Annotated in this window: 25 protein-coding genes, 2 pseudogenes and 1 riboswitch; of the genes and pseudogenes, 10 read left to right on the top strand and 17 right to left on the bottom strand. The window is 62.2% G+C overall.

Annotated elements, in window-relative coordinates; all coding sequences use genetic code 11:
- Positions 1-239, top strand: a 239-nt coding sequence (locus L8F97_RS21270; RefSeq protein WP_242154598.1) for a hypothetical protein, incomplete at its 5' end; no start/stop codon positions are given.
- A gap of 326 nt (positions 240-565) precedes the next feature.
- On the opposite strand, the gene L8F97_RS21265 is transcribed toward L8F97_RS21270, so the two are convergent.
- The 4 genes from L8F97_RS21265 to L8F97_RS21250 all read right to left on the bottom strand — a co-directional run bounded on the left by L8F97_RS21265 (position 566) and on the right by L8F97_RS21250 (position 3730).
- On the bottom strand, positions 566-964 hold the full coding sequence (locus L8F97_RS21265; RefSeq protein WP_242154596.1) for a VOC family protein: 399 nt from the start codon (positions 962-964) through the stop codon (positions 566-568).
- 349 nt (positions 965-1313) lie between these two features.
- On the bottom strand, positions 1314-2054 hold the full coding sequence (locus tag L8F97_RS21260; RefSeq protein WP_242154595.1) for an MBL fold metallo-hydrolase: 741 nt from the start codon (positions 2052-2054) through the stop codon (positions 1314-1316).
- Complete coding sequence (locus L8F97_RS21255; RefSeq protein WP_242154593.1) at positions 2047-2976, bottom strand: alpha/beta fold hydrolase; 930 nt, start codon at positions 2974-2976, stop codon at positions 2047-2049. The genes L8F97_RS21260 and L8F97_RS21255 overlap by 8 nt, the downstream gene beginning before the upstream one ends.
- A 73-nt stretch (positions 2977-3049) precedes the next feature.
- Positions 3050-3730 (bottom strand): alpha/beta fold hydrolase, encoded by a 681-nt coding sequence (locus L8F97_RS21250; protein ID WP_242154591.1) that lies wholly within the window; start codon positions 3728-3730, stop codon positions 3050-3052.
- A 120-nt stretch (positions 3731-3850) separates the two neighbouring features.
- Here L8F97_RS21250 and L8F97_RS21245 point away from each other — a divergent pair, with 120 nt between their 5' ends.
- A complete protein-coding gene (locus L8F97_RS21245; RefSeq protein WP_242154589.1) occupies positions 3851-4855 on the top strand; it encodes a GlxA family transcriptional regulator in 1005 nt (334 codons plus the stop codon).
- A gap of 164 nt (positions 4856-5019) precedes the next feature.
- On the opposite strand, the gene L8F97_RS21240 is transcribed toward L8F97_RS21245, so the two are convergent.
- The 7 genes from L8F97_RS21240 to L8F97_RS21210 form a co-directional block, all read right to left on the bottom strand.
- Complete coding sequence (locus L8F97_RS21240; RefSeq protein WP_242154587.1) at positions 5020-5247, bottom strand: hypothetical protein; 228 nt, start codon at positions 5245-5247, stop codon at positions 5020-5022.
- An 18-nt stretch (positions 5248-5265) separates the two neighbouring features.
- Positions 5266-6075 (bottom strand): class I SAM-dependent methyltransferase, encoded by an 810-nt coding sequence (locus L8F97_RS21235; RefSeq protein WP_242154585.1) that lies wholly within the window; start codon positions 6073-6075, stop codon positions 5266-5268.
- Between the two features lie 70 nt (positions 6076-6145).
- Entirely contained in the window at positions 6146-6331 is a 186-nt protein-coding gene (locus tag L8F97_RS21230; RefSeq protein ID WP_242154583.1) for a hypothetical protein, read from the bottom strand.
- The gene (locus L8F97_RS21225; protein ID WP_242154581.1) at positions 6331-6798 is read right to left on the bottom strand and encodes a hypothetical protein; all 468 of its coding nucleotides are present in this window, start codon (positions 6796-6798) and stop codon (positions 6331-6333) included. The genes L8F97_RS21230 and L8F97_RS21225 overlap by 1 nt, the downstream gene beginning before the upstream one ends.
- Before the next feature lie 804 nt (positions 6799-7602).
- The gene (locus L8F97_RS21220; protein WP_242154579.1) at positions 7603-7983 is read right to left on the bottom strand and encodes a DUF2000 domain-containing protein; all 381 of its coding nucleotides are present in this window, start codon (positions 7981-7983) and stop codon (positions 7603-7605) included.
- A gap of 44 nt (positions 7984-8027) precedes the next feature.
- A complete protein-coding gene (locus tag L8F97_RS21215; RefSeq protein ID WP_242154577.1) occupies positions 8028-8837 on the bottom strand; it encodes a DUF2867 domain-containing protein in 810 nt (269 codons plus the stop codon).
- A gap of 26 nt (positions 8838-8863) precedes the next feature.
- A complete protein-coding gene (locus L8F97_RS21210; RefSeq protein WP_242154575.1) occupies positions 8864-9709 on the bottom strand; it encodes an oxidoreductase in 846 nt (281 codons plus the stop codon).
- A 49-nt stretch (positions 9710-9758) separates the two neighbouring features.
- Between L8F97_RS21210 and L8F97_RS21205 the strand changes: the two genes are divergently transcribed.
- Positions 9759-10388, top strand: a complete 630-nt coding sequence (locus L8F97_RS21205; RefSeq protein WP_242154573.1) for a TetR/AcrR family transcriptional regulator — start codon at positions 9759-9761, stop codon at positions 10386-10388.
- Here L8F97_RS21205 and L8F97_RS21200 read toward each other — a convergent pair.
- Positions 10378-11190 carry an NmrA family NAD(P)-binding protein gene (locus tag L8F97_RS21200; RefSeq protein ID WP_242154571.1) on the bottom strand — a complete coding sequence of 271 codons (813 nt, stop codon included), beginning with the start codon at positions 11188-11190 and terminating at the stop codon, positions 10378-10380. The two genes, L8F97_RS21205 and L8F97_RS21200, sit on opposite strands and share 11 nt — an antisense overlap.
- 143 nt (positions 11191-11333) lie before the next feature.
- On the opposite strand from L8F97_RS21200, the pseudogene L8F97_RS21195 reads away from it, so the two are divergent.
- Positions 11334-12113, top strand: a pseudogene (locus tag L8F97_RS21195) (electron transfer flavoprotein-ubiquinone oxidoreductase); the annotation flags it as partial.
- Positions 12114-12121: 8 nt separating this feature from the next.
- Here L8F97_RS21195 and L8F97_RS21190 read toward each other — a convergent pair.
- Complete coding sequence (locus tag L8F97_RS21190) at positions 12122-12610, bottom strand: MarR family winged helix-turn-helix transcriptional regulator (RefSeq protein ID WP_242154569.1); 489 nt, start codon at positions 12608-12610, stop codon at positions 12122-12124.
- Between the two features lie 198 nt (positions 12611-12808).
- On the opposite strand from L8F97_RS21190, the gene L8F97_RS21185 reads away from it, so the two are divergent.
- The 3 genes from L8F97_RS21185 to L8F97_RS21175 are packed head-to-tail and all read left to right on the top strand — an operon-like array spanning position 12809 to position 16926.
- A complete protein-coding gene (locus L8F97_RS21185; RefSeq protein WP_242154568.1) occupies positions 12809-13954 on the top strand; it encodes an HlyD family secretion protein in 1146 nt (381 codons plus the stop codon).
- Positions 13951-15468, top strand: coding sequence for a DHA2 family efflux MFS transporter permease subunit (locus L8F97_RS21180; protein ID WP_242154566.1), 1518 nt, complete (start codon positions 13951-13953; stop codon positions 15466-15468). The genes L8F97_RS21185 and L8F97_RS21180 overlap by 4 nt, the downstream gene beginning before the upstream one ends.
- 6 nt (positions 15469-15474) lie before the next feature.
- Positions 15475-16926, top strand: coding sequence for an efflux transporter outer membrane subunit (locus L8F97_RS21175; protein ID WP_242154564.1), 1452 nt, complete (start codon positions 15475-15477; stop codon positions 16924-16926).
- A gap of 456 nt (positions 16927-17382) precedes the next feature.
- On the opposite strand, the gene L8F97_RS21170 is transcribed toward L8F97_RS21175, so the two are convergent.
- The 4 genes from L8F97_RS21170 to L8F97_RS21155 form a co-directional block, all read right to left on the bottom strand.
- Positions 17383-18852 (bottom strand): FAD-dependent monooxygenase, encoded by a 1470-nt coding sequence (locus L8F97_RS21170; protein ID WP_242154563.1) that lies wholly within the window; start codon positions 18850-18852, stop codon positions 17383-17385.
- On the bottom strand, positions 18849-19436 hold the full coding sequence (locus tag L8F97_RS21165) for a TetR/AcrR family transcriptional regulator (protein ID WP_242154561.1): 588 nt from the start codon (positions 19434-19436) through the stop codon (positions 18849-18851). The genes L8F97_RS21170 and L8F97_RS21165 overlap by 4 nt, the downstream gene beginning before the upstream one ends.
- Positions 19437-19553: 117 nt before the next feature.
- Positions 19554-19910, bottom strand: coding sequence for a hypothetical protein (locus tag L8F97_RS21160; RefSeq protein ID WP_242154559.1), 357 nt, complete (start codon positions 19908-19910; stop codon positions 19554-19556).
- 14 nt (positions 19911-19924) lie between these two features.
- Positions 19925-20704 (bottom strand): Coq4 family protein, encoded by a 780-nt coding sequence (locus L8F97_RS21155; RefSeq protein ID WP_242154557.1) that lies wholly within the window; start codon positions 20702-20704, stop codon positions 19925-19927.
- A gap of 91 nt (positions 20705-20795) precedes the next feature.
- Between L8F97_RS21155 and L8F97_RS21150 the strand changes: the two genes are divergently transcribed.
- The 3 genes and pseudogenes from L8F97_RS21150 to L8F97_RS21145 all read left to right on the top strand — a co-directional run bounded on the left by L8F97_RS21150 (position 20796) and on the right by L8F97_RS21145 (position 23585).
- On the top strand, positions 20796-21416 hold the full coding sequence (locus L8F97_RS21150) for a TetR/AcrR family transcriptional regulator (RefSeq protein ID WP_242154555.1): 621 nt from the start codon (positions 20796-20798) through the stop codon (positions 21414-21416).
- Between the two features lie 254 nt (positions 21417-21670).
- Positions 21671-22027 (top strand): annotated as a pseudogene (locus tag L8F97_RS23070) (transposase); the annotation flags it as partial.
- 396 nt (positions 22028-22423) lie between these two features.
- Positions 22424-22572: riboswitch (yybP-ykoY riboswitch) on the top strand.
- Positions 22573-22589: 17 nt separating this feature from the next.
- Positions 22590-23585 (top strand): cation diffusion facilitator family transporter, encoded by a 996-nt coding sequence (locus tag L8F97_RS21145; protein ID WP_242154554.1) that lies wholly within the window; start codon positions 22590-22592, stop codon positions 23583-23585.
- Positions 23586-23643: the final 58 nt, after the last annotated feature.

Here is a 23643-nt window from a genome sequence, read left to right as displayed (position 1 = left end):
AAATATTTGAACCAAATTTCCGGGGTGCAGCGGCCGCTTCTACAAATCGAACTGGTTCCGGCATCGGACTTTACGCAGCAAAAACAGTTGTTGAACAGCATTTCGGCGGAAAGATATTCGTTAATCAGTTTGGCCAAACCGGCCTCTATGACGCCGTTCCGTTCTTTCAAACGCGCTTCACCATTGTTTTGCCGAGAGTGTCCGAACAAGAAACGCGAAGGGTCGTCAGCCGGAGGTGAGCCATCACGGCGAGCAGTACGACTACTGTTCCTAACCGGCTTCTCGGAAGTGGTCAGTCGACAGACGGACAGGCTATCTCATTTGATGGCGTCGGGCGGTACGGATCGCGAACGTCCGCTTCCAGAATCACCGCTCGGCCCCTTCTACGGCTTGGATTGGGCGACTGCCGTCCGGCTGCCTTTCCTCCCGATAGCCGCCGTTCGGCTTTCGGGCGACCCGAGCGGCGCGGGAGCTTCGGAATGTCCTGCCCTGGTGGAGAGCGGGCATTCGCAGGATCGCATGATCGAAGGCCGCTAGGGTCAGAAGCGGCCCTGTGACGGACGGATCAGGCAGGAAAATGAATTCCGCACAGTTTGTTGCCATCGGGGTCACGAAAATAGGCCAGTTCGATGGTGCCCATGGAGGCAGTTTCGCGCGGTCCGGGCGGAGCTTCGATCGAGGTTCCGCCAGCAGCAACGGCAGTATCGTGAAGCTGCTTCACCTGCTCGGGCGAGTCGCAAGAAAAGGCGACGGTGCTGCCGTTGGCGACACTTGCCGGTTCGTCGTTGATCGGCTGGCTGACGATGAAGTTGGTCCCGTTGCCATTATTGTAGATCAGACGTGTATGACCGCTGTCGGCGATGTTCCGCGCTCCTTCCCCTGCACCCAAGGTGCCGAGCACCGTGTCGTAGAAGCGCTTGGACCGTTCGATGTCGTTCGATCCGATCATGGTGTGAAAAAGCACACATACTCTCCTGAAGGCTGATGGACTTCCGATCGCCATTAGCGGTCTTACCTAACCGGTAAGCAACCGTTGGTCACCCCTAGGTCCTCGGATTGTCCGCTACTGGACGACTGCGGAAGGGCAGCTTTGACCCCCGTAATCGGCAGCTTCCGTCCAGACCGGACATGCACCGGAGATGATTTTAATGACGTTATCTGGTCGAGACCCGCCCCCGGCGGCACGTCGGCTCTGACCCAGTTCGGCCATTCAACATCAAGAGGGCACTTCCTAGAAGCGGACGCCGGCTTATCATTTCACCTTCAATCAGCGGCGGCCTGAGACCGCCCGATATCGTTACGCAACGCCCGCATTAGTCGTCCGAGCAATGGTGTCGAGACGCGCCAGGCAGAGACCGCGCGTGTCGCGCCACCTCGCCTGCACCGAGTGGGCCGCCATGCCCCATGTGGAAGCGCTGAGCACCCCTCTGCACCAAGCCCTCCAGTTCGCAGGAAACTCGCGCCGGATCGTCTTCGAATGGAGGTCGAATGGCATGACCGGTGAACGCTAAGCCCCCGATCAGGATTCCGGACGCGACCAAATCGCCGACGAGCGCATCGTGCGACGGCAGTTCGACCGCGATCGACCCTGGCGTGTGCCCGGCCGTATGGCGGACGACTCCGTCGACTCCGAAGTCGGAGAGCTGCATCTCGTCGCCGTTCCGCATCATGATATCGGGCACGAAGCCTTCATAGGGCTGATGCGGCAGTGGCGTCTTGATGAACAGCCTGCCTACCAGGCCGGTCGGGCAGAAAGTCATCGGCCGCTTGCGGCTGTAGAAATCAGCGTCCGCTTCATGTGCGAGAATGGGCGCGCCAGAAAGCGCGCGCACTCGGGCGGCGCTGCCGGCGTGATCGGTATGCGCATGGGTTACTACGATCAGCTTGATGTCGGCGAACGACAGGCCGTGTCGGGAGAGCACCCGCCCGATCTTTCGCTCCGAGCCGGGGATGCCCGCGTCTACCAGGATGCAACCGCCTGGGCTTCGAACCAAATGCGCGTTAACCATGCCGAGCGGCAGGATCGGGATGCGGATAATTTCCGGCTCAAACATAGCGGGCGTCCTCGTCTCTTTCTGTCTTCTCGATCGTGGCGCGCTCGGGGCTGCTTCCCAGACGCTTTTGGCCGAGCCGTGCGCTGGGGACCGCGGCAAGCGACATCCCGCACCAGTAGCAGAGAGGACGGGTGGGGTCGGCGCCTGTCAGCGATAGTGCGAAGGCTCGCATCAGGTCAGCGATCTCTTCCGGCGCCTCGTAGGGCAGAAGATGGCCGACTTGCGGGAGGACATGCATCTGCGCCTGTGCAAGGCGAGGCAAGAGCTCGCGTTCGAGCACTTCGGGTGGATCGACCCGGTCGTGTTCCCCGGACAGGATGAACACCGGAACTTCGATACGTTCGAGCGCGGCCACGATATTCTCCTGGCTCGTCGACAACGGCCAAGCCTCCTTCGCGCCCGCCGCGCCTGCAAGGCTGTCGGCGACGACGGCGTCGAGATCGTCCGGATCGAGGCCGTCCGGCGCGAGGACCTGGTCGACCGTCGCGACGATGCTCTCGCGGGTGTCATAGGCCCGCACCATCCCTTCACGGACCGCGAGCGGCAAGCCCAACGGAAGGGGCGGTGCAGGCGCAATGAGGACGACGCCGACAAGTCCGCGTGGGCGACGCGAGGCGAGCAGCTGCGCGACCTTGCCGCCCATCGAATGCCCGACGAGGATGTAACGCTCGAGGTCGAGAGCCTCGACAACGGCCTGCGCGTCGTCGGCCATGTCGGCCAGTGCGTAGCCGCCTTCGGGCGCGGCCGAGCGGCCCCAACCACGCTGGTCGATCGCCACCGTGCGGAAGTCCGACGTCAGCCGGCATATTACGTGCCGCCACGTATGCGACGATCCACCCCAATAGTGCAGGAGGACAAGTGCCGGGGAACCGGCGCCCTGCTGCTCGACGTGCAAGTCGATGCCGTTGACCGAGAGCATCATTAAAGACGACCTTTCGGAAAAAATGGGGGCGGCGGCATCGGCCGGCCGCCCGCGTCATTCGGGTCCGGTGCCGTCAGGCAGCAGCTTTCAGGATAATATCCGCGACTGCGGCCGGCTGGGAGAGCATTGGCACGTGGCTGCTGCTTACATGGGCGATAGTAGCGTTCATCCGCTCTGCCATGCGCTCCTGCTCGGCCCGCGGGATCGCATGGTCCTCGTCGCCGATCAGATAGAAGGTCGGACGGGTCCGCCATGCGGCTTCGCTCAGCGTACCGCCGAGCGCGGCACCGTTGACGGGGCCCTGGGTCGCATAGACGATCGCCTTTTCGGCCTCGTCAAGATCCTGCGCGAACAGGTCGTACGCGCCAGTATGGCTGAGTTTCAGAAAGCCTTCCGCGTCGGGCCGCAGTTCGGCTCCCAGCGGCGCCGACTGGAACTGCGAGAACAGCGCGCCAGCGGACTCGCCGGCATCAGGTGCAAACGCATCGACATAAACAAGCCTTACGACCTTGGGATCGTTGCCTGCCTGGCCGATCACCGCGCCGCCATAGCTGTGGCCGACGAGCACCACGTCGCCGGCGACGAGCGCCAGCGCGCGCTGCACCGCCGCCACATCATCCTCGAAGCTGGTGAGCGGCAGCTGGACGGCCGTGACGGCCATGCCGTTCGCGGCCAAGAGCGGGATCACCTTCGCCCAGCTCGAGCCGTCCGCCCATGCGCCATGAACCAGAACTACGTTCAAGATCGTCGTCATCGTCAGTCTCCATCTTGGTTGGCCATCGCTGGCCGGTCACTTGATGAGAGGGTTTTACGCTGGACAGGTTGCGGCAGAAATGACGTATATCCGCTCATTCCTGCCAAAAGGACGTGATAGATGCCTGACGTCGGCGTATCGAGGACGATCTGGTTCGTGGTCTTTCCGGGGTTCGAGCTGCTCGACCTCGGCGGCCCGCTCTGCGCCTTCAACCTCGCGATCGACTTCCATCAGGCGGCCTATCAGGTGCACATCGTCTCGGCCACGGGAGGTCTCGTTCGCGGCTCATCCCACGTCGCGATCGACACAGTTGCACCGCCGTCAGCGTATCACCTCGACACGCTACTGGTCGTCGGCGCACCCACTACTGACATCCTGTATGGCCAGACCGAGACCGCCGATCTCGTCGGCACGATCGCGCCGCGCGCCAGACGTAAGGCAAGCATCTGCACCGGGGCGTTCCTTCTTGCCGCCGCAGGGTTGCTGGACGGGCGGCGCGCGACGACGCACTGGCGCTACGCAGGCGAGCTTCAGCGGCGGCATCCAAAGATCAAGGTCGACGCCGACCGGATCTTCGTCCGAGAAGACGATGTGTGGACGTGGGCGGGGATCACCGCCGGCATCGATCTTGCGCTAGCGATGATCGAGGAGGATTGCGGGATCGAGACCTCCAAAGCGATCGCTCGGGATCTGGTGGTATACCACCGTCGCAGCGGAGGACAGTCGCAGTTCTCGACGATGCTCGAGCTGGAACCCAAGCCCGGACGGATCCGCGATGCGCTCGCCTATGCGAGGACGCATCTGAGCGAACGGCTTTCGGTCGAGCAATTGGCGGACGTCGCGATGATCAGCCCGCGTCAGTTCGCGCGGCAGTTCACCGCCGAGACCGGCGAGACTCCGGCCCGCGCGGTCGAGCGCCTCAGGTGCGAGGCGGCGCTGCCGCGCATCGAGGGTACCACGGAACCGCTCGACCAGATCGCCTTCAAGGTCGGGTTCGGCGACCTCGATCGTATGCGCAAGGTCTGCCTCCGTATCTACGGCCAGCCTCCTCAGGCGCTGCGCCGGCGGAGCCGTACCAAGGACCATTGGGAAGCGGTGACTGCCTCAGTTGACGCGGCAGCATGACCATCGGCGTCTTGGGTTCGACGCCTCGAAAGCGGTAACATCGCACCCAATCCGCCCCGAATCGCCGACCAGCCACATCCGCCGCTTTCTCCTATCGTCGCAACAATGCTCTTTAGGGGACGCCCCTACCAGCGACCAAACCGACAGGCGAAATCAGCGGAGGGCTACCACGGCGTGTCACCAGCCTCTACGAAACGCCCGGACACAGCGTCTTTTCCAAGCAGCGCGAATTGCAGTGGCAGCTTTGCCCCTTCCTCAGCCGTCATGAAACCGTTGTGCCCAGTCAGGTCAGTTCTCACATAGCCTGGGCTGACCGAGTTGATGACGATGAGCGCGGCCATGCCAAGGCCGAGGAACGATCGGCGGTCGAAATCCGTATCGCGCGCTTTCAATCTGTAGATATGCCTGGCTTATTTCCGAACGATAACTTTCAGAAACGTGGCGTGGATAACCGTGTTGTCTGCACCACCCTGGTTTTGCTGTTCGAAAAGCGTTCGGAGTTCGGCATGCAGATCTTCTGTTCGTCCAGCGCTTTCCGCGGCGGCATAGGCATTCATCGTCGGACCGTAATAGTGCCGGAACAGGTCCAGCAGCTCGGCAGGCGAACCGTCGTAGGTGAAGATGCAGGTCGTCGGCGTCGCACTGATTTGGTCGGGAGCAATCCCGGCTGCCTCGAACCGTTCGCGGACATTGGCTTCGACGCCCCAGGAAACTGGGCTGACAAAGCCTTCGGGCGGCGGCGGTGTATAAGCAGCGCTGATCTTGAGAACCTGCGCCACGAGCGTAGGATCGCCAGGGATCCAGTTCCCCATGACGATCCTGCCCCCGGGCTTGATCACCCGTACCATCTCGCGCGCCACATCGCACGGACACGGCGCGAACATCGCGCCGAAGATGCTCACCACCAGATCGAACCGCTCATCAGCGATGTTCATCAGGTCTGACGCATCGCCCTCTTCGAAGCTGATTTTGGAAAGTCCCGCCGCGGCGGCGCGCGCTCGGCCGGCCGCGACCAGGTTGCTGGCGATATCCACGCCGAGGACGTTGGCGCCCAGTTCGGCCGCGGGTAACGCGGTGGTACCGTCACCACACCCTAGATCGAGCACCTCCATGCCGGGGCCCACGTCGAGTCCATCGATGAGAATTCGTCCGCTATCGCGGATCGTCTCGGCGATGCGCGTGAAATCGCCTTTCTCCCAGAGCGCTTTGTTCGGATTCATGATAGCCTCCTTTCCTAAGCATGGTGCAACAGCACCTCTCGAGCGCTGGCCGTACCAACGGCTTCGTTTGCTATGCTACCCGACCGATGGCCTTGAGCAGGGCATTCGCGAGCGGAGAAAACGCGATCGGGCCGATTACGATCATGCTCAGCAAGATCGTCGACACGCCCCAATAATATGCTGGATGAATACGGCGCCGTACGATCACGTCGGCAACGGGTCCGGCGAAAGCGAAAAGCGCGATGACGCCGAACATCACCAGCGGGGCTGCAGCGCCGAACGACCCATCGGCAGCAACCTGCCAAGACCGGGCCCCAGGATCGAGATTGTTGCGCATAGCATCAGGCGCTTGTGCCATTCGGCGCGCTTGCGCATGGCGATGCCTGCGGCAACGAGGCCGGCGAAGACGCAAATCCCGATCAGATTCATCACGAGGAAAATCGATCGCGGAAAGAAGCCGGGCACGAAGTCGTAGCGGATCGCGTAGAGGGTTGCCGCCACCCCCATCACCAGCATTGCTGTCGCCAGCGCTGCACCAAACCACCCGATTTTGCGATGGAGTGCAATCGAACCCCGCGCGATGAAGGCCGGCTGTGCCACGAAGAGCAGCACCCAAAGAGTAAAGACTGCGCCGTGGATATGGAGAAGAAACGGCAGGCCTGGTCTTTGCGCGAAATCGTCCGGAACTGTCTGGGAGAACCCTCCAATTATGACGGCAGCCATTACGAGTGACATCGTCAGATAGAAGGGACGACCGACCGTCCGTCGAGAGCCCCGCGCTATGGTTAGACTCGTCATCACCTAGTGCCCCCACTGTCGCGATTACGGGAGCTAGTGTAAATCTATTCCAAGATGTTCGCCAGTTGTAATACCGAAGGATTTCTCGACGCGAGCAGCCCCGATTGTCACGGGAGATTTGCTGCGGTCGTTTCTGGAGTTAACGACCCGCTCGCCGAACGGCGAATGTTGGCACACCGCTGCGAGACCGCTCAATGAAACGAGTAGCGGGTTCTGGCAGGAGCAGACATCCGCGCGCACCTCGCGAACAGCTTGAGTTGGCCGACTCCTTCCGGAACTGATCGACGAATCGTGGGACATAGCGGCCATTCCCATCCGCCTTGTCGAACGACCGGCTCGGCTGAAAGCCGTCATAGTTAGCCGCAGTCGTGGACGATAGAAACCAAGATCGCCAACCGTGACGCGACCGGTGTTTATAGGTGGCTGACGGCCGGGTGTGGATCGGCGCTGAAAGCGAAACCCCGGCAGATTTCGGCCAAGCCACTGAACCTGCTTCGAACCTAATACAGGCGGGAGGGCCAATCGGCGCCGATCGGGCACCGTTATTACCCGCCTTCCGAATCATCGCCGGTAGTTGCTGTGCTTAAAGGTGGGATCCCGCCTTCGGCGCCGATCTACAGCTCGAGAAGCCCTGCGCTTCATATTGCGCGTAGGTATCAAAGTCCCGGCGGTCGATCGCGGCAAAGAAGTAAACGGCCAGATATCTTCGTTAAATATGTTGATGGTGTATCAGGGATGCAGCTTCGCGCCTTTGATCGCTTTGTCGACATCCCTTTTCGGACGGCGCAGCGCCAGCCCGACGAGGTCCGGAACGCCCGCGGGTTCCGCTAGGAATGCCGCCCGGTTTGCATCGTCGTGGCCGGTCGAGAACATGGCGCGGACGTAGACTGCGGATACGAGACCACGCTCAATCGCCTGGCGATGCGCACGGGCAAGATCCGGGGCGCTGACGGCATAGATCATCATCGGCTGCCCAAACAGTCGCGCGAAGCGGTGGCCATCGGCGTCTTCATACGGCTCGCCCATGGCTTTGGGGGCTGCGCCCGCGATGCCGGTTGCGAGGAACGCGGTGACGTTGAGCTTCTGCCAGGTCGCCAGACCCTCGAGCACTAGGATCCGACCTTAGTATCGAACTGCAATTTCGCCTCCGATGCTTAGGTTTGCGCCACAGCGCCCGCCAATGTCGCGCGCACGACGAGGACGTGAAACGGCCGGATTACATGGATGTAGGCTCGGCCAGGCCTGTTATGTGTGCGGACCACGGTCGTGGCGATAAGCCTCGCTCCATCCGGTCCACGCCGACGAAGCAGCGAGAGCCGAAAATCGAGGTGACTATCGTCTTCGCCTAGCACCAGCTCGTCGGCGCTTTCGCCGAGCACCGGGACGAAATCGATCCTCTCTCCATTTCCTCGAATGCGCCGCAGATCGTTCGACGTTCGCACACCGAGGGGGCCCATGATGCCGTCCCGGAGGCTCATGAGCCCCTTGAACCATCCGGGCGGCGAACCGAGTGCACGCTCGGCGATCGCCCGCATCGTCGCGCCGTCGTCTGCTGCGGTGACAGCGTAGCTGTCGAGCAAGAAGGCACCCGCATACCAGTCATGGATCATGCTTTCGGACGGCGGCGCGACGTGCCGCACCGATCGGCGGCGGGTCACGTCAGCCGGCCGGCTTGGCGAACAGCGCCGCGATCTGGTGGAACGGCCGAGGTGGACGACCTGCCGATCCAGCAGGCCGGCCTCCACCATCGGCAGCGCATCGACTGCATGGTGCACCGCTTCGAGAGCTGGCAGCTCGTAGATCAGCGTGACGATCTGCGGGTCCTTGGAGAAATAGAACTCGCGCAGCTCGTCGCCGAGGTAGGATGTCCAGACCGCTTCGATCTCGGGCACCATGTGCGGCTTGAAGTCTTCGATCATCTTCCCCTCCGCCGGCGTCAGCAGGACAAGAAACTTCATGGGCATATTTCCATCTCGTTGTGGTGCCGCAATTAGGCGGCGAAGCTTGTCGAGCGCGACAGCGCATTCCAAGCGGTGATCTCGGCCTTCATCGTGTCGAGCTTCTGCTCGACCAGCCCCAGCGCGTCGGCGCCAAAGAACAGGCGCACCGGCGGTTCCCCGGCCTCGATCAGGGCCAGCAGAGCCTGTGCCGCCCTGGCGGGGACCCCCGGTTGATTGCCGCTCTTGGCTTGGCGGCCGGCGCGGATCGGATCCATGACCGCGTCATAGTCGGGGATGCTGCGTGGAGTGCGGTCCATCGATCGCCCCGCCCAGTCGGTGCGGAACTGACCGGGAGCCAGCGCCGTCACGCGGATGCCGAAGCTCGCGACCTCCTTGCCGAGCGCCTCCGAGATACCTTCAAGCGCGAACTTGCTGCCGCAGTAGAAGCTGATCCCCGGCATGGTGATGAAGCCGCCCATTGAGGTGACGTTGACGATGTGGCCGCGTCGCCGCTCCCGCATCCCCGGCAGCACCGCCTTGATCATCGCCACAGGTCCGAACACATTGGCGGCGAACTGGCGCTGGAGGTCGTCAATCGAGGATTCCTCCAGCACACCTTCGTGGCTGTAGCCGGCGTTGTTCACGAGAACATCGATTGTGCCCACGCGCTGTTCGGCGTCGGTGACGGCCGCAGGGATTGCATTGTAATCGGTGACGTCGAGCACCAGCGGATGCGCACGATCCTGCTCCATTGCGGCAAAGCTTTCTGCGTCCTCGGACCGGCGCACGGTCCCGATGACGCGATGCCCTGCCGCCAGCGCACCTTCGGCAAAGGCTTGGCCGAGCCCCGAACTCACGCCGGTGATGAGAAAAGTTTTAGAAGCTGCTCCGAGCATGGTCTAACTCCGCGAGACACGTTGCGTATATCATGATATAGATAGCGATATGACGAAGAGCAAGGGTCAGCCAACATCCTCATCGGCGCTCAGGGGCGAGCCGCTGCGCCAGCGTGTGATCGACGCGGCTGAGCGGCTGCTGCGCCAGGGCAAGGCCGAGTTCTCGATGCGCGATCTGGCTATGGAAGCAGGGGTCAGTTTTGCCACGCCTTTCAATCAGTTCGGCAGCAAGGCAGCGATCATGCACGCGGTAGCCGGACGACGGGTCGATGCGATGGAGAAGCGGTACAGGGACGCGGCGCATGCCGGCGACGCCGTCGATCGGGTTCTTCTTGCGGCCCGACTTGCGGCCGAGGTCATGCTGGAGGAAGCGGTCGTCAATCGCTCGGTGATGGGCTGGTTGGGCACGGCTGGTCCCGTCGCTGGTGAGGCTCGGTCGCGATCGAAGGCCTTGTGGTCGCTCGCCCTGGCGAACGGCGATGGTCTCGCGCCTGAGGCACGAGACCAGGCGCTTCAGTCGCTACCCGGACAACTCGCGTTCGGTTTCCGTGGCGTGCTGTCATTCTGGACCGCGGGCGAAGTGGCGGACGCCGACCTCGTCGCGAGTGCCCGGGATGTGATCCGGTCCATCGTGCGTGGGCTGGTCGACGCAAACCGCAGGTCGGAGTTCAGCTCCTGAGCCGGTCGGCCAAAACCCCCTTGAAGGTTTGAAGGCGGATTTCGGGGTAACGACCGTTCTGCACATTGCTGAGCGCAGTCTGCCCGTTCGTCATATAGAGCGCATATCCCAACATGATCTTGTCCTGGCCATCGGCAGCGGCCAACGCCGCGCGAAGCGCCCCTTCCGTGCCCAGCGAGCGACGCTCGAACGTCTTCCCCGTGAGCGTCTCCGCAACGTCGGCAGCCTCGTTGAACGACAGACGGTCGCCGTAGAAGGCGAACTTGCCACCCGGTACCCCGCGGTCGAGCGCCAAGCGTGCCGTCATCCGCGCCGTGTCCTCGACGCTGGTCGCCTCGATGGGGCTGTTGCCGTCGCCCCAGAAGGTCACGACGCCCTTGTCATAGTCGATCATCGGCGAGCCCGGCGCGAAAAGATCAAGAAAAGCGCCCTGCAATATATGGATGCTTTCAAGACCGAGCTGCGCGATTCGCGCGTCGGCCTCAGCCCGCATGTTGAACGCAGCGTGCTCGCCAGGGGTGGCCTTGAACACGTCCAGCCCGAAGTCGGACGGCAAGATGCGGCGGACGCCGTTGCGCTTGCCGGCTTCGGCGAGCGCGAGCTGGCCCTCGATGATGACATCAGGCCCACCCTGGACCGCGGAGACGATGACGTCGACGCCGGTGGTAGCGCGGTCGAGCGATGCGCGGTCGGACAGATCGCCCTCGACGATCTCCACCTCGCGGATCCGAAGGTCGGCGAGCTTGTTGCTCGAAGCGTCGCGCACGAGCAACCGGAGACGGGCGCTAGCATCATCGGCCAAGTGGCGGCGATCCGCCCACCGAGCATGCCGGTGGAGCCGACGAGCAGGACGGTTTGGGTCATTTTGCATTCCTTCGATATGATGTGCCGAACCTAATCGTTCCCAGATCGATTATAAGTCACATGATGTTGGACGCCGCGCTGCTGAAGGGCGGCAAGCGCGTCTCCTACGGCGCGCGTGCGATCAGCGATGGTGGCTTACAATCGCTGCCGAAGCTAACCTTCCCGGGCGGCGTGCTGGTCGGCGACAGCGCCGGCTTCCTCAACGTGCCGCGTATCAAGGGCACGCACACCGCTATGAAATCGGGCATGATGGCGGCCGAGGCGGCATTCGCGGCGGTACAGGCGGGACGCGCGCACGACGAACTGACGGCTTACCCGGAGGCGTTCGAGGCGAGCTGGGTGAAGAAGGAGCTTTCGATCGTCCGCAACGTCGTGCCGCTGGTCGAGAAGTTCGGCGAGATCGTCGGCGCCGGTCTCGCCAACGCGACGATGTGGCTGGAGAGCTGGAGCATCAGGATGCCCTTCACGATGAAGCACCACGCCAATCACGAGAGCCTGTGGCGCAAGGATCAAGTCAAGCCGATCGAATACCCGAAGCCCGACGGCGTGCTGACCTTCGACCGGCTTTCCTCGGTGTTCCTGTCCAACACCAACCACGAGGAGGACCAGCCCGTCCACCTGACGCTGCGCGACCCGAACGTGCCGGTGGAATATGACCTGCCGATGTTCGACGAACCGGCGCAGCGCTACTGCCCGGCCGGCGTGTACGAAATCGTCGGACAGGCGGAGGGCGACCCGAAGTTCATCATCAACGCGCAGAACTGCGTCCACTGCAAGACCTGCGACATCAAGGATCCGACGCAGAACATCAACTGGGTGGTGCCGGAGGGCGGCGGCGGCCCGAATTATCCGAACATGTGAGTTGGGCTTCAGACGGAAGTCTTAGCGCCGAGATTATCAATAATTGTCTCAAGCAGCAGCGACAGCCTCTGCATGTCCTCGTTAGATATGCCGATCATCACCGCCTCTTCTTCGCGGTCGCTAAGCAGTCCCAGACGTTCCAGCGCGGGCATCGCCGGTGCTTTGACGTATAAGCGTCGAACGCGACGGTCCGACCGGTCCGTGCGGCGCTCGATCCATTCCGCTTCTTCGAGCCGATCAATCGTCTGGCCTGTGGCAACCGTCCCGATATCTAACGTCTCGGAGATTTCGCGTTGCGTCGCCCCCTCGCGCAAATGGATCGCGGCGAGTACGCGCCACTGCGCACGGGTTAGCGGCTTGCCATCCGAAAGCATGATACTGCCCGCGCGTTCGTCGAAGCGCTTGCGCAAAAGCTTGAGGATAAGCGCCACTTGAGAGGCGAAACTGCGGCCCGCCGCTGGTTCGTGCCCGTTCTCTGCTATCGCTACGCTGGTCATGATGGGCGGATCGTTCCTGGTCGGTATGATGATACCCCCCGCTCTATCCAGTGATCTCTATCTCCACGCAAGCGTATAGTAAGCTAACGTACTATTTGCTTGCGTATCTTCTGACGGAGTCGCAAAGGTTCCGATGGCATCCCGTTGATAATGGTCATCTCCGGGGATCACGGCCGCCGCGCTAAATGAGCAAGGATCTTGGGCTTGGAAGACTTTTCGGGGCATTCGTCCGATCACGCCGCCTTGGAAGACTCTGCACCGCTGGTCGAGCCGGTGCCGGCGCCCGAGGCCGTCGACGCGACACCCCAGCGGCGCCGAGGCCTGCGAATGCCGCTGCTGTTGCTCGCGCCAGTCGTGGCGGTAATAGTCGGTCTGTACTTCTACCTGAGCGGCGGCCGGTACGAGGCGACCGACAATGGCTACATTCAGTCGGGCCTCGTCTCGGTCAGCGCCAACGTCAGCGGGCCGGTGGTGGCGATCGGGGTGCGCAACAACCAACGCGTGCATGCCGGTGACGTGCTGTTCCGCATCGATCCGGCGCCGTACCAAGCCTCGGTCGATGAAGCCGCCGCGCAACTCGCCGCGGCGCAGACGCAAGTGGCGTCGGTGCGCGCCAGCTACCGCGAGGGTGAGGCGGCGTTGCAGGCCGGGCGCGACCGGCTGAACTATGCGATCCGTGAGGCGGCACGGCAGAAGGCGCTGCTAGCCGAGGGCATTTCGTCGCAAAACCAATACGATCAGGCGGAACTCGCCGTGCAGACCGCGCGGCAGCAGATCGAGACATCGGTACAGCAGAATGCCGGCGTCGCCGCGACACTGACCGGCAACGTCGCTGCGCCAACCGATCGCCAGCCCTCGGTGCAGCGCGCGCAGGCGGCGCTGGAGCGTGCCAGGCTCAATCTCGGCTACACCGTCGTCCGTGCCGCCCAAGAGGGCGTTGTCACCAAGGTCGATCAGTTGCAGATCGGCAGCTACGTGACGGCGGCGAAGCCGGTCTTCACATTGGCAGGCACGCGGCTGTGGGTGGAAGCGAATTTCAAGGAAGATCAACTCAACCACATGCGCGTCGGCCAGCGAGCGACGTTCAAGGTCGACGCCTTTCCCGATCTCAAACTGACCGGACGCGTGGCGAGCTTCAGTCCCGGCACCGGCAACAGCTTCGCGCTGCTGCCGCCCGAGAATGCGACCGGCAACTGGGTGAAAGTAGTGCAGCGCCTACCGATCGAACTCAGCATCGATGCCGTGCCACGCGACATCCCGCTGCACGCCGGGCTGAGCGTCGAGGCGACGGTGGACACGGGTCATCAGCGCCACCTGTTCGGTGCTGCCACGGCGACGCGATGACCGGCCGTTATCCGGCACCCGCGGCCCGGAACTTCATCACTGCATCGGTGATGGCAGCGACGGTGATGAACTCGCTCGACAGCACAATCGCAAACGTCGCATTGCCGCACATCCAGGGCAGCGTGTCGGCGTCGAGCGAGGAGATCACCTGGGTTCTTACCTCCTACATCGTCGCGGCGGCGATCATGACGCCGCTGACCGGCTGGCTGGCGGGACGGTTCGGGCGCAAGCGGCTGATGCTGTGGTCGATCGTCGGGTTCACGACTGTCTCGGGGCTGTGCGGCCTCGCCGATAGCCTTGGTGAACTGGTGGGCTTCCGCCTGTTGCAAGGCGTATTCGGCGCGGCGCTGGTGCCGATGAGCCAGGCGATCCTGCTCGACATCAACCCGCCCGAACGCCACGGCCCGGCGATGGCGGTGTGGGGCATGGGCGCGATCCTCGGGCCAATCATTGGCCCGGCGCTCGGCGGCTGGCTGACCGACAATCTGTCCTGGCGCTGGGTCTTCTACATCAATCTGCCGATCGGCGCGCTCGCGTTTATCGGCCTGTCGGGGTTCCTCACCGAGACGAAGGATGCGGCGCGGCCGCGGCTCGACATCTTCGGTTTCGCGATGCTGGCGCTGGCGCTGGGATCCTTCCAGTTGATGCTGGACCGTGGCCAGACCAAGGACTGGTTCAGTTCGCTGGAAATCTGCATCGAGGCTTCGCTCGCGCTGTTCTTCGGCTATCTGTTCGTCGTGCACACGCTGACCGCACGCAAGCCCTTCATCGACATCGGCATGTTTAAGGATCGCAACTTTCTTACGGGCTCGATCTTCGGCTTCTTCCTCGGCACCGTGCTATTCGGGGTACTGGCGTTGCTGCCGACGATGCTGGAAACGCTGATGGGCTACCCGGTGGTGCTGACCGGCCTCGTCACCGCGCCGCGTGGCATCGGTACGCTGATCTCGATGATGATCGTTGGGCGGATCATCAAGCGCGTCGACGCACGGCTGCTGATCTTCGTCGGCTTCGCGCTGGCGGCATTCTCACTGCGCATCATGTCGGGCTTCTCGCTCGGGATGAGCGAACGCCTGGTGATCCTGTCTGGGTTCATACAGGGGATCGGCACCGGGCTGGTGTTCGTGCCGCTCACGACGATCGCGTTCGCGACGCTCGACGTGAAGTATCGCAACGAAGGCGCGGCGATGTTCACGCTGACGCGCAATATCGGCTCCGCAGTCGGCATCTCCGTGTTGCAGGCGATGACGATCCGTAACGCCGCCGCCGTCCATTCGCGCCTGAACGAAGGCATCCAGCCCGACAACCCGCTGCTGCCGCAGGGTTTCGATTTCGATGTGCCGACCGCAGTCGCTGCGATGAATGCGCAGATCACGCGGCAGGCGTCGATGGTGTCGTACATCGACGCGTTCTGGATGCTGTTCCTCCTCACCCTCGCGGTGATCCCTCTCCTGCTGCTGATGCGCGGACCGCGCAAGAATGCGGGTGATGGACCGACCATCCATATGGACTGACGTCACATGCGCTTGCCTCTTCTACTTCTCGCCGCCTCCATCCTTGGCGGTTGCACCGTCGGCCCGAACTTCGCGAGGCCAGCCGCCCCGGTTGCCACCGCATACCTGTCCGCGCGCGAACAGCACACGCTACCGAACGCGCCGCAGGTCATGATGGTCGCCGGTCCATCCAGGCGCTGGTGGAGCGCGTTCGGCTCGCCGCAGCTCGACGCGCTGGTTGACCGGGCAATCGCCAACAACCGGGATCTCGCCGCGAGCAACGCGACGCTAGCGGCGGCGCGGGACCAGTTGCGCGCGGTAGCTGGTCGGCGACTGCCTCAGATCGACGCCAATACACGCGTCGAGCAGGAGCAGGTCAACCTCGCCGCGTTTGGCTTTGCGGGCGACAATCCACTCGCCACAGGGGCCAATCCGGAGTTCCACCTCTATTCGGTCGGCGGCGGGATCAACTACGATCTCGACCTGTTCGGCGGCCTGCGCCGTCAGGTCGAACAGAGCGCCGCGCAAGTCGAGGCGCAGCAGCGCCAGACGGAAGCGGCGCATCTCTCCATCGCTGGTCAAGTGGTCAACCAGGTGCTGAGCATCGCCGCGATCCGCGCGCAGATCGCCACCGCCAACGCGCTGCTCACCGACGATCTTCGCAACGTCGATCTGACCCAGAAGCGCCGGCTCGGCGGCGAAGGCACATTCGTCGAGGTGCTGAACGCCCAAAATCAATATGCCGCCGATCGTGGCGACATTCCCCAACTTGAGCAACAGCTTGCCGAGGCGCGGCATCTGCTCGCGATCCTTGTTGGCGTCGCGCCTGCGGATCTGGGGCCAGCCGACTTCGACCTTTCGTCGCTGCGGCTGCCTGGGTCGATCCCGGTCGCGCTGCCGTCCGAACTCGTCCACCGCCGGCCCGATATCCTGCAGGCCGAGGCCAACCTCCACGCAGCAACGGCGAGCATAGGCGTCGCAACCGCGCGACTGTATCCCGACATCACGCTAGGCGCGACGGTGACGCAGGGCGCTCCCGACATCGGCGATCTCGTCCGCAGCGCGTTCCGAGGGTACGACATCTTTGCCGGCGTTACCGCGCCGATCTTCCACGGCGGGACACTGAAGGCGCAGCGCGCCGCCGCGATCGAACGCGCCAGGGCAAGCGAAGCGACGTACCAGCAGACCGTCCTCACCGCGTTCGGGCAGGTCGCCGATCTGCTCTCCGCGATCCAGAGCGATGCGCGTTCCGTCGCAAACCAGCAGGAGTCAGTCTCGGTGGCAAATCGCTCGCGTCGGCTTTCTCAGCGAAGTTTCGAAGTCGGCAACTCCGGCATCATCCAGGTGCTGGAGACCGAGCGGCTATACCAGCGGTCAAGTAACGGACTGGTACTTGCACGGACCCGCCAGTTCCTCAATGTCGCACGCCTCTACGTCGCGACGGCAGGCGGCTGGACCGGTGCTCTTGAAGCCGGTTGATGTCACAACATCGTAAAGGCTGGGTCGCATCGTTCAGACGCTTCGAACAGTGAGCAAAAATAATCTCTGTTCGATCCCTTACGCTTCAACGGCGTATGGCTTGTCACTGCCACGCTCCACCGGATGGTCGGAATGCCCACCAAAGGCACGCCCTTGTCCAACATGTCAGGTGCGATCCTCAGTAGTGAGCACGCTGGCGCGCCGCTGCTCGGCTCCTTCGATCGCCCAGTCTTCCGCCTGGGCGACCGTCTAACGGTCACGGTCCTCCATAAACCCCGACATCGAGCCTTAGATCTTCTAGATTTGGACGTTCGCGTCACCTCAGGGAAACGGCGATATCCGGTCTACTGCTTCCGGAACCGATCGACCGGGCATGGGACAATGCCGCCGTCCAAGCACCCTACTCTGAACGACAGCTGTCGCCAGATCCAGCCGTTCGTGAACCCATCTCTCGTCTCATGAATGTCGACCGAAACGCTCCAACACCTCGGTGACATGATCCGGGTCGTTATTAGCGACTGATACATAACCGTCCGGGCGCACAAGGGTTAGAGCGGCACCCGGAACGAGCGGACGCAGGATCGGGTCGATCAACTCCGGGAAACGGCTTGTCAGGTCGGTAGCCATCGGACCTGTAACGGCGTGCAGAACAAAGCGCGGGTCATCTCCCGTGCCCGCAGGCCGCTCGGACTCGCGCGGTGCAAAGCGCTCGCCCGGCTGTATATCGGCGGAGCGCCCAGTACCGTTGAGAGCGCTCTCCGGATAGTGGATCGTCGTTTCGGACATCTGTTCTGCCAGAGCGTGTCCCACCTTCTCCCAGCCGAGCAACACATGTCCAGCCAGGTTCCGAAGCGCCTGAGCAACGGGATCGCGCAAAGTCGCCACGGCGGTAAGCCGACCGGCGCTCTTGAGCACAGCGTCGCCGACTTGACTTCTTTCATGGGAATACGTCTCGAGGAGAGCGGGGCGGCAAGCCTGGCGAAACACCAGCGCTAGCTTCCAGGCGAGGTTGAAGGCGTCCTGCATCCCTGTATTCATCCCCTGTCCCCCTGCGGGGCTATGAATATGCGCCGCGTCGCCGGCCAGGAATATACGGCCCTGCTGATATTCAGCTACCTTCCGCTCGTTGATGCGAAACCCTGACAGCCACACGGGATCGAACAACCTAGTACCGGCCGGGCCGCGTTGGTCCACCAAGGACTGCATCTGTTCGAGGGAAAGCGTGAGCGGCTGATCTCCCGGCGAACGTGGCACGTCGACGATGAGGCGATAGCGACCTGGGGTGATCGGCAGGAAGATCAGCACGCCGTCACGGTGCCAATAGATCGACATTGAGCGATCAGAACGTGGGTATCCGGTCATGTGGACGTCAGCGAGCATCCAATCACTCGTATTTGTCTCACCGACAAAGGGCAGGTCGAGCGTTCGCCGCACGATGCTGTGCGCCCCGTCGCAGCCGATCAGCCACTCAGCCTCAATCGTCTCGCTCGTGCCGTCATTTTTTTGGACAACAGCCGATACTCCGTCATCTCGGATCGCGAAAGCGGTGGCTTCCGTCTCGCGCTCGACTGTGACGCCCTGCTCGGCCAGATACTCCTCCAGCAACCGCTCCGTCTCGGACTGAGGGATCATCAGCGCATAGTTGTAACGGCTGTCGATCGTGTCCAGGCAGGCGTGTCCAACCTCCTTGTCGCCCTGAGCGAACGTGACGCCATCGACCTTGAAACCCCGCTCGACAAAGCGCTCTGCCCCCATCCCACGATCGAGCAGTTCCAATGTGCGGCTCCACAATACCAAGGCTTTCGACTTGTCAGTGCGGTGGGCCGCTTTGTCGATGATCCGGACAGGCAAACCGTAGCGAACGAGCTCGCTTGCCATGGTCATGCCAACCGGACCACCGCCGATTATGAGGACTGGCTTGGTCATAGCGTTTCTTCCGATTGGGTTTGAGCCGTACCTTGGCCGGTGCGCGAGGCTGTAAGTATGAGGTCGAAAGCGAGATGGAGCATGTGACGTACTCGCTGCTGGCAATCCGGCCGACCGGTCGCGAGTTCGACGACCGCTAATCCAGTCACCAACGCCTGCATGAGCCGCGCTGCATCCGCGCTTGGCTCAGTCCCGGCAAGGCAAGGCGATGTGATCAGACGATCGACAAAGCCCGTCGCAAGCTCGCGAAACAGCAAATTGAACTGGGGTTGATCGTCCCCAGCCTGGGCCAAAGCCATAAGCACCCGCGTGTTATCATGCCGGCAGATAATCTCCGCCATCAGCTCCGCGAGTTCATTCATTGTGCCCGCAGTTGCGAGTACCGCTGAAACGGCCGCCAGCTGGCGATCGACCGCAGCGTGCCCGACAGCGCCCAACAGGTCGAGCCGGGTGGGATAATAGTATGTCAGGTGGCTCTGGCGCAGCCCTGCAAGGGTGGCGACGCGGAGCTGCGTGAAGCCCGCGTAACCGTGCTCGCGTAGGACAGCCAAACCCGCCTCGACAATCTTCTCCCGTCGGTCCAATGCGCCCTACCTCCATATTTGGTTGGTATACCAATATACAATGTGAGCGACAGTGCAAATACGGCATTCAGAAGCGATCACAGTTACAGGCACGCTGGGCAGTGCCCACCTACTTGATCAGCTTACCGAACCTCGATGCGTGAAGAAGTGAGGGTGACCAACGAGACCCAGCCCGGCGACGGCAAGTGCCAAGCCGATGGCCACGGGCAGCGCCGGGTTGTCGGTCCAAGCTCTCAACGGCGTTTCTGCAAGTGCCGCGATGATAATCATCGCGGCTTTGCCGGCGAAGGCAGGAAAGAAGTGCAGTTCGATCGAGCGATGGCTCAGCCGGCTTTTCAGGATCAGAAGCCATAGCGCGAATACGGCGAGAGTGCGCAAGACCTCCTCATAAGGTGGCTTGGCGCGGTTCAGATACCAGAAGCCGCCGACGAACAGTCCCGCCGCCAGATATCGAAGGAGGATCTTCAAGCGCACGGCCAGCGCTCCCCTCAGCGAAAATTGGTAGCGACAGGGGTATCTTGCAGGCTTCCGTGGGCCCGGCTCCGAGCGCGCAGCTCATCGGCAATCCGATAAGCAGTCGGGACGCCGATACGCAGCCGGTCGCGCGCCGTGTTCAACCGTTCCGAGAACAGGCGCTCGTAATCTTCGCCTTGCAGCCACGCCGCGCGGCGACCGTTGCGATAGCCTTGCCATATTGCTGCTAATCCCACCTTGCCGAGCGGTCCGCGCCGCGCCTTGAGCGCACTACCGACCGCAATCAATGCCCAGCCGAGCCCTCCTGTCTGCGCGTAAGAGAAGGCGACAAGGCAGGCTTCGCCGAGCGGATCGTCGGCACGGTAGCCGGTGAGGATATGCCATATGTCATGGACATCGCGGGTGCGACGACCGAACCACGCATAGGGATGCTCAACCGCTTGCTCGGAGCCGCCTGCGCGACTGATCGCAACGAGCCCTTGCGCAGAATAGCCGGTCTTGCGCAGGAAGTCGGCATAGGCAGCGCCTATGCTGCCGGGCGGGAACCGGCTTAGAAAATCAGGGTCGGAGAAGCGCTCGGCGAGTTCGACCCGCTGATAAGCGATGCGGCCACCTTCCGCCGAGCGCAGCAGCCGATCGTAACCGGCCTTGGCAGTGCCGCCGTTCAGAGCGCGCATGATCTGGAAAACCTGTGCCGTATCGTTCGCGTCGGCGAGTAGCCGACGCAAGGCGGCGAAGGCTCCGTGCCAGTTCTCGCGTGAAGACATATCGGTTGCAGGCTGATCATTGGTCATGGCGGTTGCCTCCATCTTGTCGGGCGATTACCGGAATATACGAGCAATGCTCACATCTACGTACTCGCGTTCAAGGTCAGCAGAGGTCGGCATGAAAGATCTTGATATTCAACGGCCTGCACCCCGCCTGCCACGCCAGGAGCGCGCCAAGCAAAAGATCGAACTCATATTGGAAGCTGCGATGCGTCTCCTCGACAGGGGTGGCATGCCAATGCTGACCACCAACGCGATCGCCGAAACGGCAGGCGTAAGCATCGGCACGCTTTATCAATATTTTCCGGACAAAAACGCCGTCCTCGATATGCTTGCGGACCGCGAGCTGACAGCGCTCTGCGAACGCGTGATGACGGAGCTTCAGAACAGATCGGCGGTCTTGCCCCAAGAGCGCTTAGGACGGATTATCCAAGCGATCACCGCCAGCTTTGGTAACCGCCGCCGCGTCCATCGCCTGATCATTGAGTATCTGCTCACGGGCGGCGCTAGAAGAATGGCACCGTTAATCGAAGAGGTGCTGACATGGCTTGCGTCACCCGACAGTTCAGCCCCTGCCCCAGCGATCAACGAAGCGGATGCTTTCGTGCTGACCAACGCTTTCGCTGGGGTGATGCGCGCCATGATCATGCGACCCGATTTCTCGAACATTACCGAGGCCCAAATTGAAGAAGCATTGGGGCGTATGTTAAGCACTTTCCGGACAACCACCGGCCGGTGATCTCACGCCAGTTCTGCCATGACCACTTGGAACCTTAGTTCGTCACGATGCGAACGATAGGCATGGCAGCGACCCACCTGAAGCCGCTCGCTGTCCTCGCGACGTTTTCTGCATTCGTATTGCCGGTGAGTTCGGGCGTACGGGCTTCCTTGATAGCCGTTCCAATTTGGAAAATCTCCTAACTGACTTGACGCTTGAGATTGAGGCACGGGCAACTATGCCGGGATGCGGCGGGTTAACTCGCGCAGCATGAGGTGCTGGTTGATCACTCCGGCCCAAACGGCGGGTTGCGCGGCACCTCCACGTTTCGCGCTCGACTTATAGTCCGGCGTAAGGACGACATTTCAACGGCACGAGCGCAAGAAGTGATACGAGCCGCCCACAGGAAAAAGCAAAGGACGGCACCGCGTCCGCAACCTTCGACAGTGGCATCCGCCGGCTTCTTGCTACTGCTGACCTCGATATCTGCATTCGACATGGCGCCCGAGGAGGTCGCCGAGACGTATCGCCTGCGCTGGCAGATCGAGCTGGCATTCAAGCGTCTAAAGAGCGGGCTCGGGATAGATGCGCTTCCGGCCCGTGACCGGGAGCTTGCCCGCTCTTGGCTTGCCGCTCATTTCATTCTTGGGTTGATAATTGACGAGGCGGTTTCCGACACCTTCGCGTGCGACCCTTCGCTGCAGCCCCGTTCGGGAACGCAACTGTCGCTGTGGCGGATGCAGGTGTTTCTTCGCAATCTCCTCCTGACTGCGATCATTGGAATGTCTCGCCTCTCCCGGATCGAGCACGTCCTCGCTGAAGTTACCAAGTATTTGACCGAACCACCCGACGAAGGGTCTCGCAATTCGCCCAGATGCGTCTCCAGTCCGCATAGCGATCGCCCGAAATCTGGAGCTGTATGGCTGAAGGTGGTGGATAAGCGAAGGTCCGCTATGCCCCCATCGTCGTGGCTCAACGTGCCTTGGCCTTTGCCATCCCCTCAAGATCAGCTATGTGCTCGATCGCGCTCGGGGAGTAGCGGCCTCTTCAACGAGGAGCCTGTGTCAACATACTCGACTTCGGTCGTGGCACCGGCAGGCGGTCGATTGATCGTCAAGCGAGACCGACGGATTGGCGGGGCTAAGGCCGGTTCCCGTCGGGTCCGTCACGATGTCTCGGCTTGGAGTTTTCGCAATGACAGATAGGCAGGTTCCACCGGAGCAGCCGATGCGGCTTGCCGCTCATGAGGCGGCAAAACTTACTGCTCGGATCACATGGATGTCGGTCAGCGTCGGCTTGTCGCTGATGCTGCTGAAGACAGGGGTATGGTGGTTTAGCGGATCCGTTTCGCTGCTGGCATCGGCCGCTGACTCCGGGCTGGACTTCATCGCCGCCATGGGTACGTTCTGGGCAGTGCGCGTCGCAGTGGCGCCCGCCGATGCCGAACATCGTTATGGCCACGGGAAGGCCGAGGCGTTCGCCAGTTTTCTGCAAGCTGGTCTTGTGTTCGCGTCAGCTGCGCTGATTGGCCGGGAGGCTGTCGATCATCTCTTCCATCCACAGCCGGTTTCTGCCGAAGGTGGCGCAATCGCGGTGATGTTCGTCTCGATCTTCATGACCTTGGCCTTGGTGAAGGCGCAGGCGCTCGTGATCGAACGTACGCGCTCGGTCGCGATTAAAGGAGACCGTGCCCACTATCTGGCCGACCTCGTATCGAACGCTGCTGCTGTCGTAGGCCTCGGACTTGCTCGATTGACGAATGATGCCCGTTGGGACGCATTCGCAGGCCTCCTTGTCGCTTTCTGGCTTGTTAAAGGCGCGATCGATGTCTTGCGTGAAGCATCCCACGAACTGCTCGACCGGGAGGTCGACGATGCGGATCGGGAGGAGCTAATCCGACTCGCTTTAAACGACGAAGAAGTGCTTGGGGTTCATCAGTTCCGAACTCGGAACTCGGGTCCGTTCCTCCATGTACAAATGCACATGGAGCTTGAGCCCAGACAGTCGTTGCTTGAAGCGCACGTGATTATCGAACGGGCCGAAGACCGCATTCTCAAGGTGTTCCCGAATACGGATCTTGTGATCCATGCGGACCCATTTGGACTTTCCGAGGAGCATGACGAGGACTTTGATGGAATGCCGGTGGGACGGATCGTCAATCCGAAGGCGCACTCCACCTTAAACGCCTGAGCTCTGTATCCTACGTCTGCTGTTGGGAATGCCGCTGAACGACCCAGATGGCCGGAAC

The organism is Sphingomonas sp. BAUL-RG-20F-R05-02, assembly GCF_022662305.1.
Classification (GTDB): Bacteria; Pseudomonadota; Alphaproteobacteria; order Sphingomonadales; family Sphingomonadaceae; genus Sphingomonas.
Note: the sequence above shows the minus strand (reverse complement) of the source record. Positions and strands in the feature narration are given on the sequence as shown.

Excerpts from the sequence above, each read along its gene's own strand:
- L8F97_RS21230 (WP_242154583.1), bottom strand. The coding sequence starts at position 6,331 with ATGTTCGGCGTCATCGCGCTTTTCGCTTTCGCCGGACCCGTTGCCGAC.
- L8F97_RS21250 (WP_242154591.1), bottom strand. The coding sequence starts at position 3,730 with ATGACGACGATCTTGAACGTAGTTCTGGTTCATGGCGCATGGGCGGAC.
- L8F97_RS21205 (WP_242154573.1), top strand. The coding sequence starts at position 9,759 with ATGACGAAGAGCAAGGGTCAGCCAACATCCTCATCGGCGCTCAGGGGC.
- L8F97_RS21175 (WP_242154564.1), top strand. The coding sequence starts at position 15,475 with ATGCGCTTGCCTCTTCTACTTCTCGCCGCCTCCATCCTTGGCGGTTGC.
- L8F97_RS21235 (WP_242154585.1), bottom strand. The coding sequence starts at position 6,075 with ATGAATCCGAACAAAGCGCTCTGGGAGAAAGGCGATTTCACGCGCATC.
- L8F97_RS21145 (WP_242154554.1), top strand. The coding sequence starts at position 22,590 with ATGACAGATAGGCAGGTTCCACCGGAGCAGCCGATGCGGCTTGCCGCT.
- L8F97_RS21210 (WP_242154575.1), bottom strand. The coding sequence starts at position 9,709 with ATGCTCGGAGCAGCTTCTAAAACTTTTCTCATCACCGGCGTGAGTTCG.
- L8F97_RS21190 (WP_242154569.1), bottom strand. The coding sequence starts at position 12,610 with ATGACCAGCGTAGCGATAGCAGAGAACGGGCACGAACCAGCGGCGGGC.
- L8F97_RS21255 (WP_242154593.1), bottom strand. The coding sequence starts at position 2,976 with ATGATGCTCTCGGTCAACGGCATCGACTTGCACGTCGAGCAGCAGGGC.
- L8F97_RS21180 (WP_242154566.1), top strand. The coding sequence starts at position 13,951 with ATGACCGGCCGTTATCCGGCACCCGCGGCCCGGAACTTCATCACTGCA.
- L8F97_RS21155 (WP_242154557.1), bottom strand. The coding sequence starts at position 20,704 with ATGACCAATGATCAGCCTGCAACCGATATGTCTTCACGCGAGAACTGG.
- L8F97_RS21170 (WP_242154563.1), bottom strand. The coding sequence starts at position 18,852 with ATGACCAAGCCAGTCCTCATAATCGGCGGTGGTCCGGTTGGCATGACC.
- L8F97_RS21225 (WP_242154581.1), bottom strand. The coding sequence starts at position 6,798 with ATGGCTGCCGTCATAATTGGAGGGTTCTCCCAGACAGTTCCGGACGAT.
- L8F97_RS21215 (WP_242154577.1), bottom strand. The coding sequence starts at position 8,837 with ATGCCCATGAAGTTTCTTGTCCTGCTGACGCCGGCGGAGGGGAAGATG.
- L8F97_RS21260 (WP_242154595.1), bottom strand. The coding sequence starts at position 2,054 with ATGTTTGAGCCGGAAATTATCCGCATCCCGATCCTGCCGCTCGGCATG.
- L8F97_RS21245 (WP_242154589.1), top strand. The coding sequence starts at position 3,851 with ATGCCTGACGTCGGCGTATCGAGGACGATCTGGTTCGTGGTCTTTCCG.
- L8F97_RS21150 (WP_242154555.1), top strand. The coding sequence starts at position 20,796 with ATGAAAGATCTTGATATTCAACGGCCTGCACCCCGCCTGCCACGCCAG.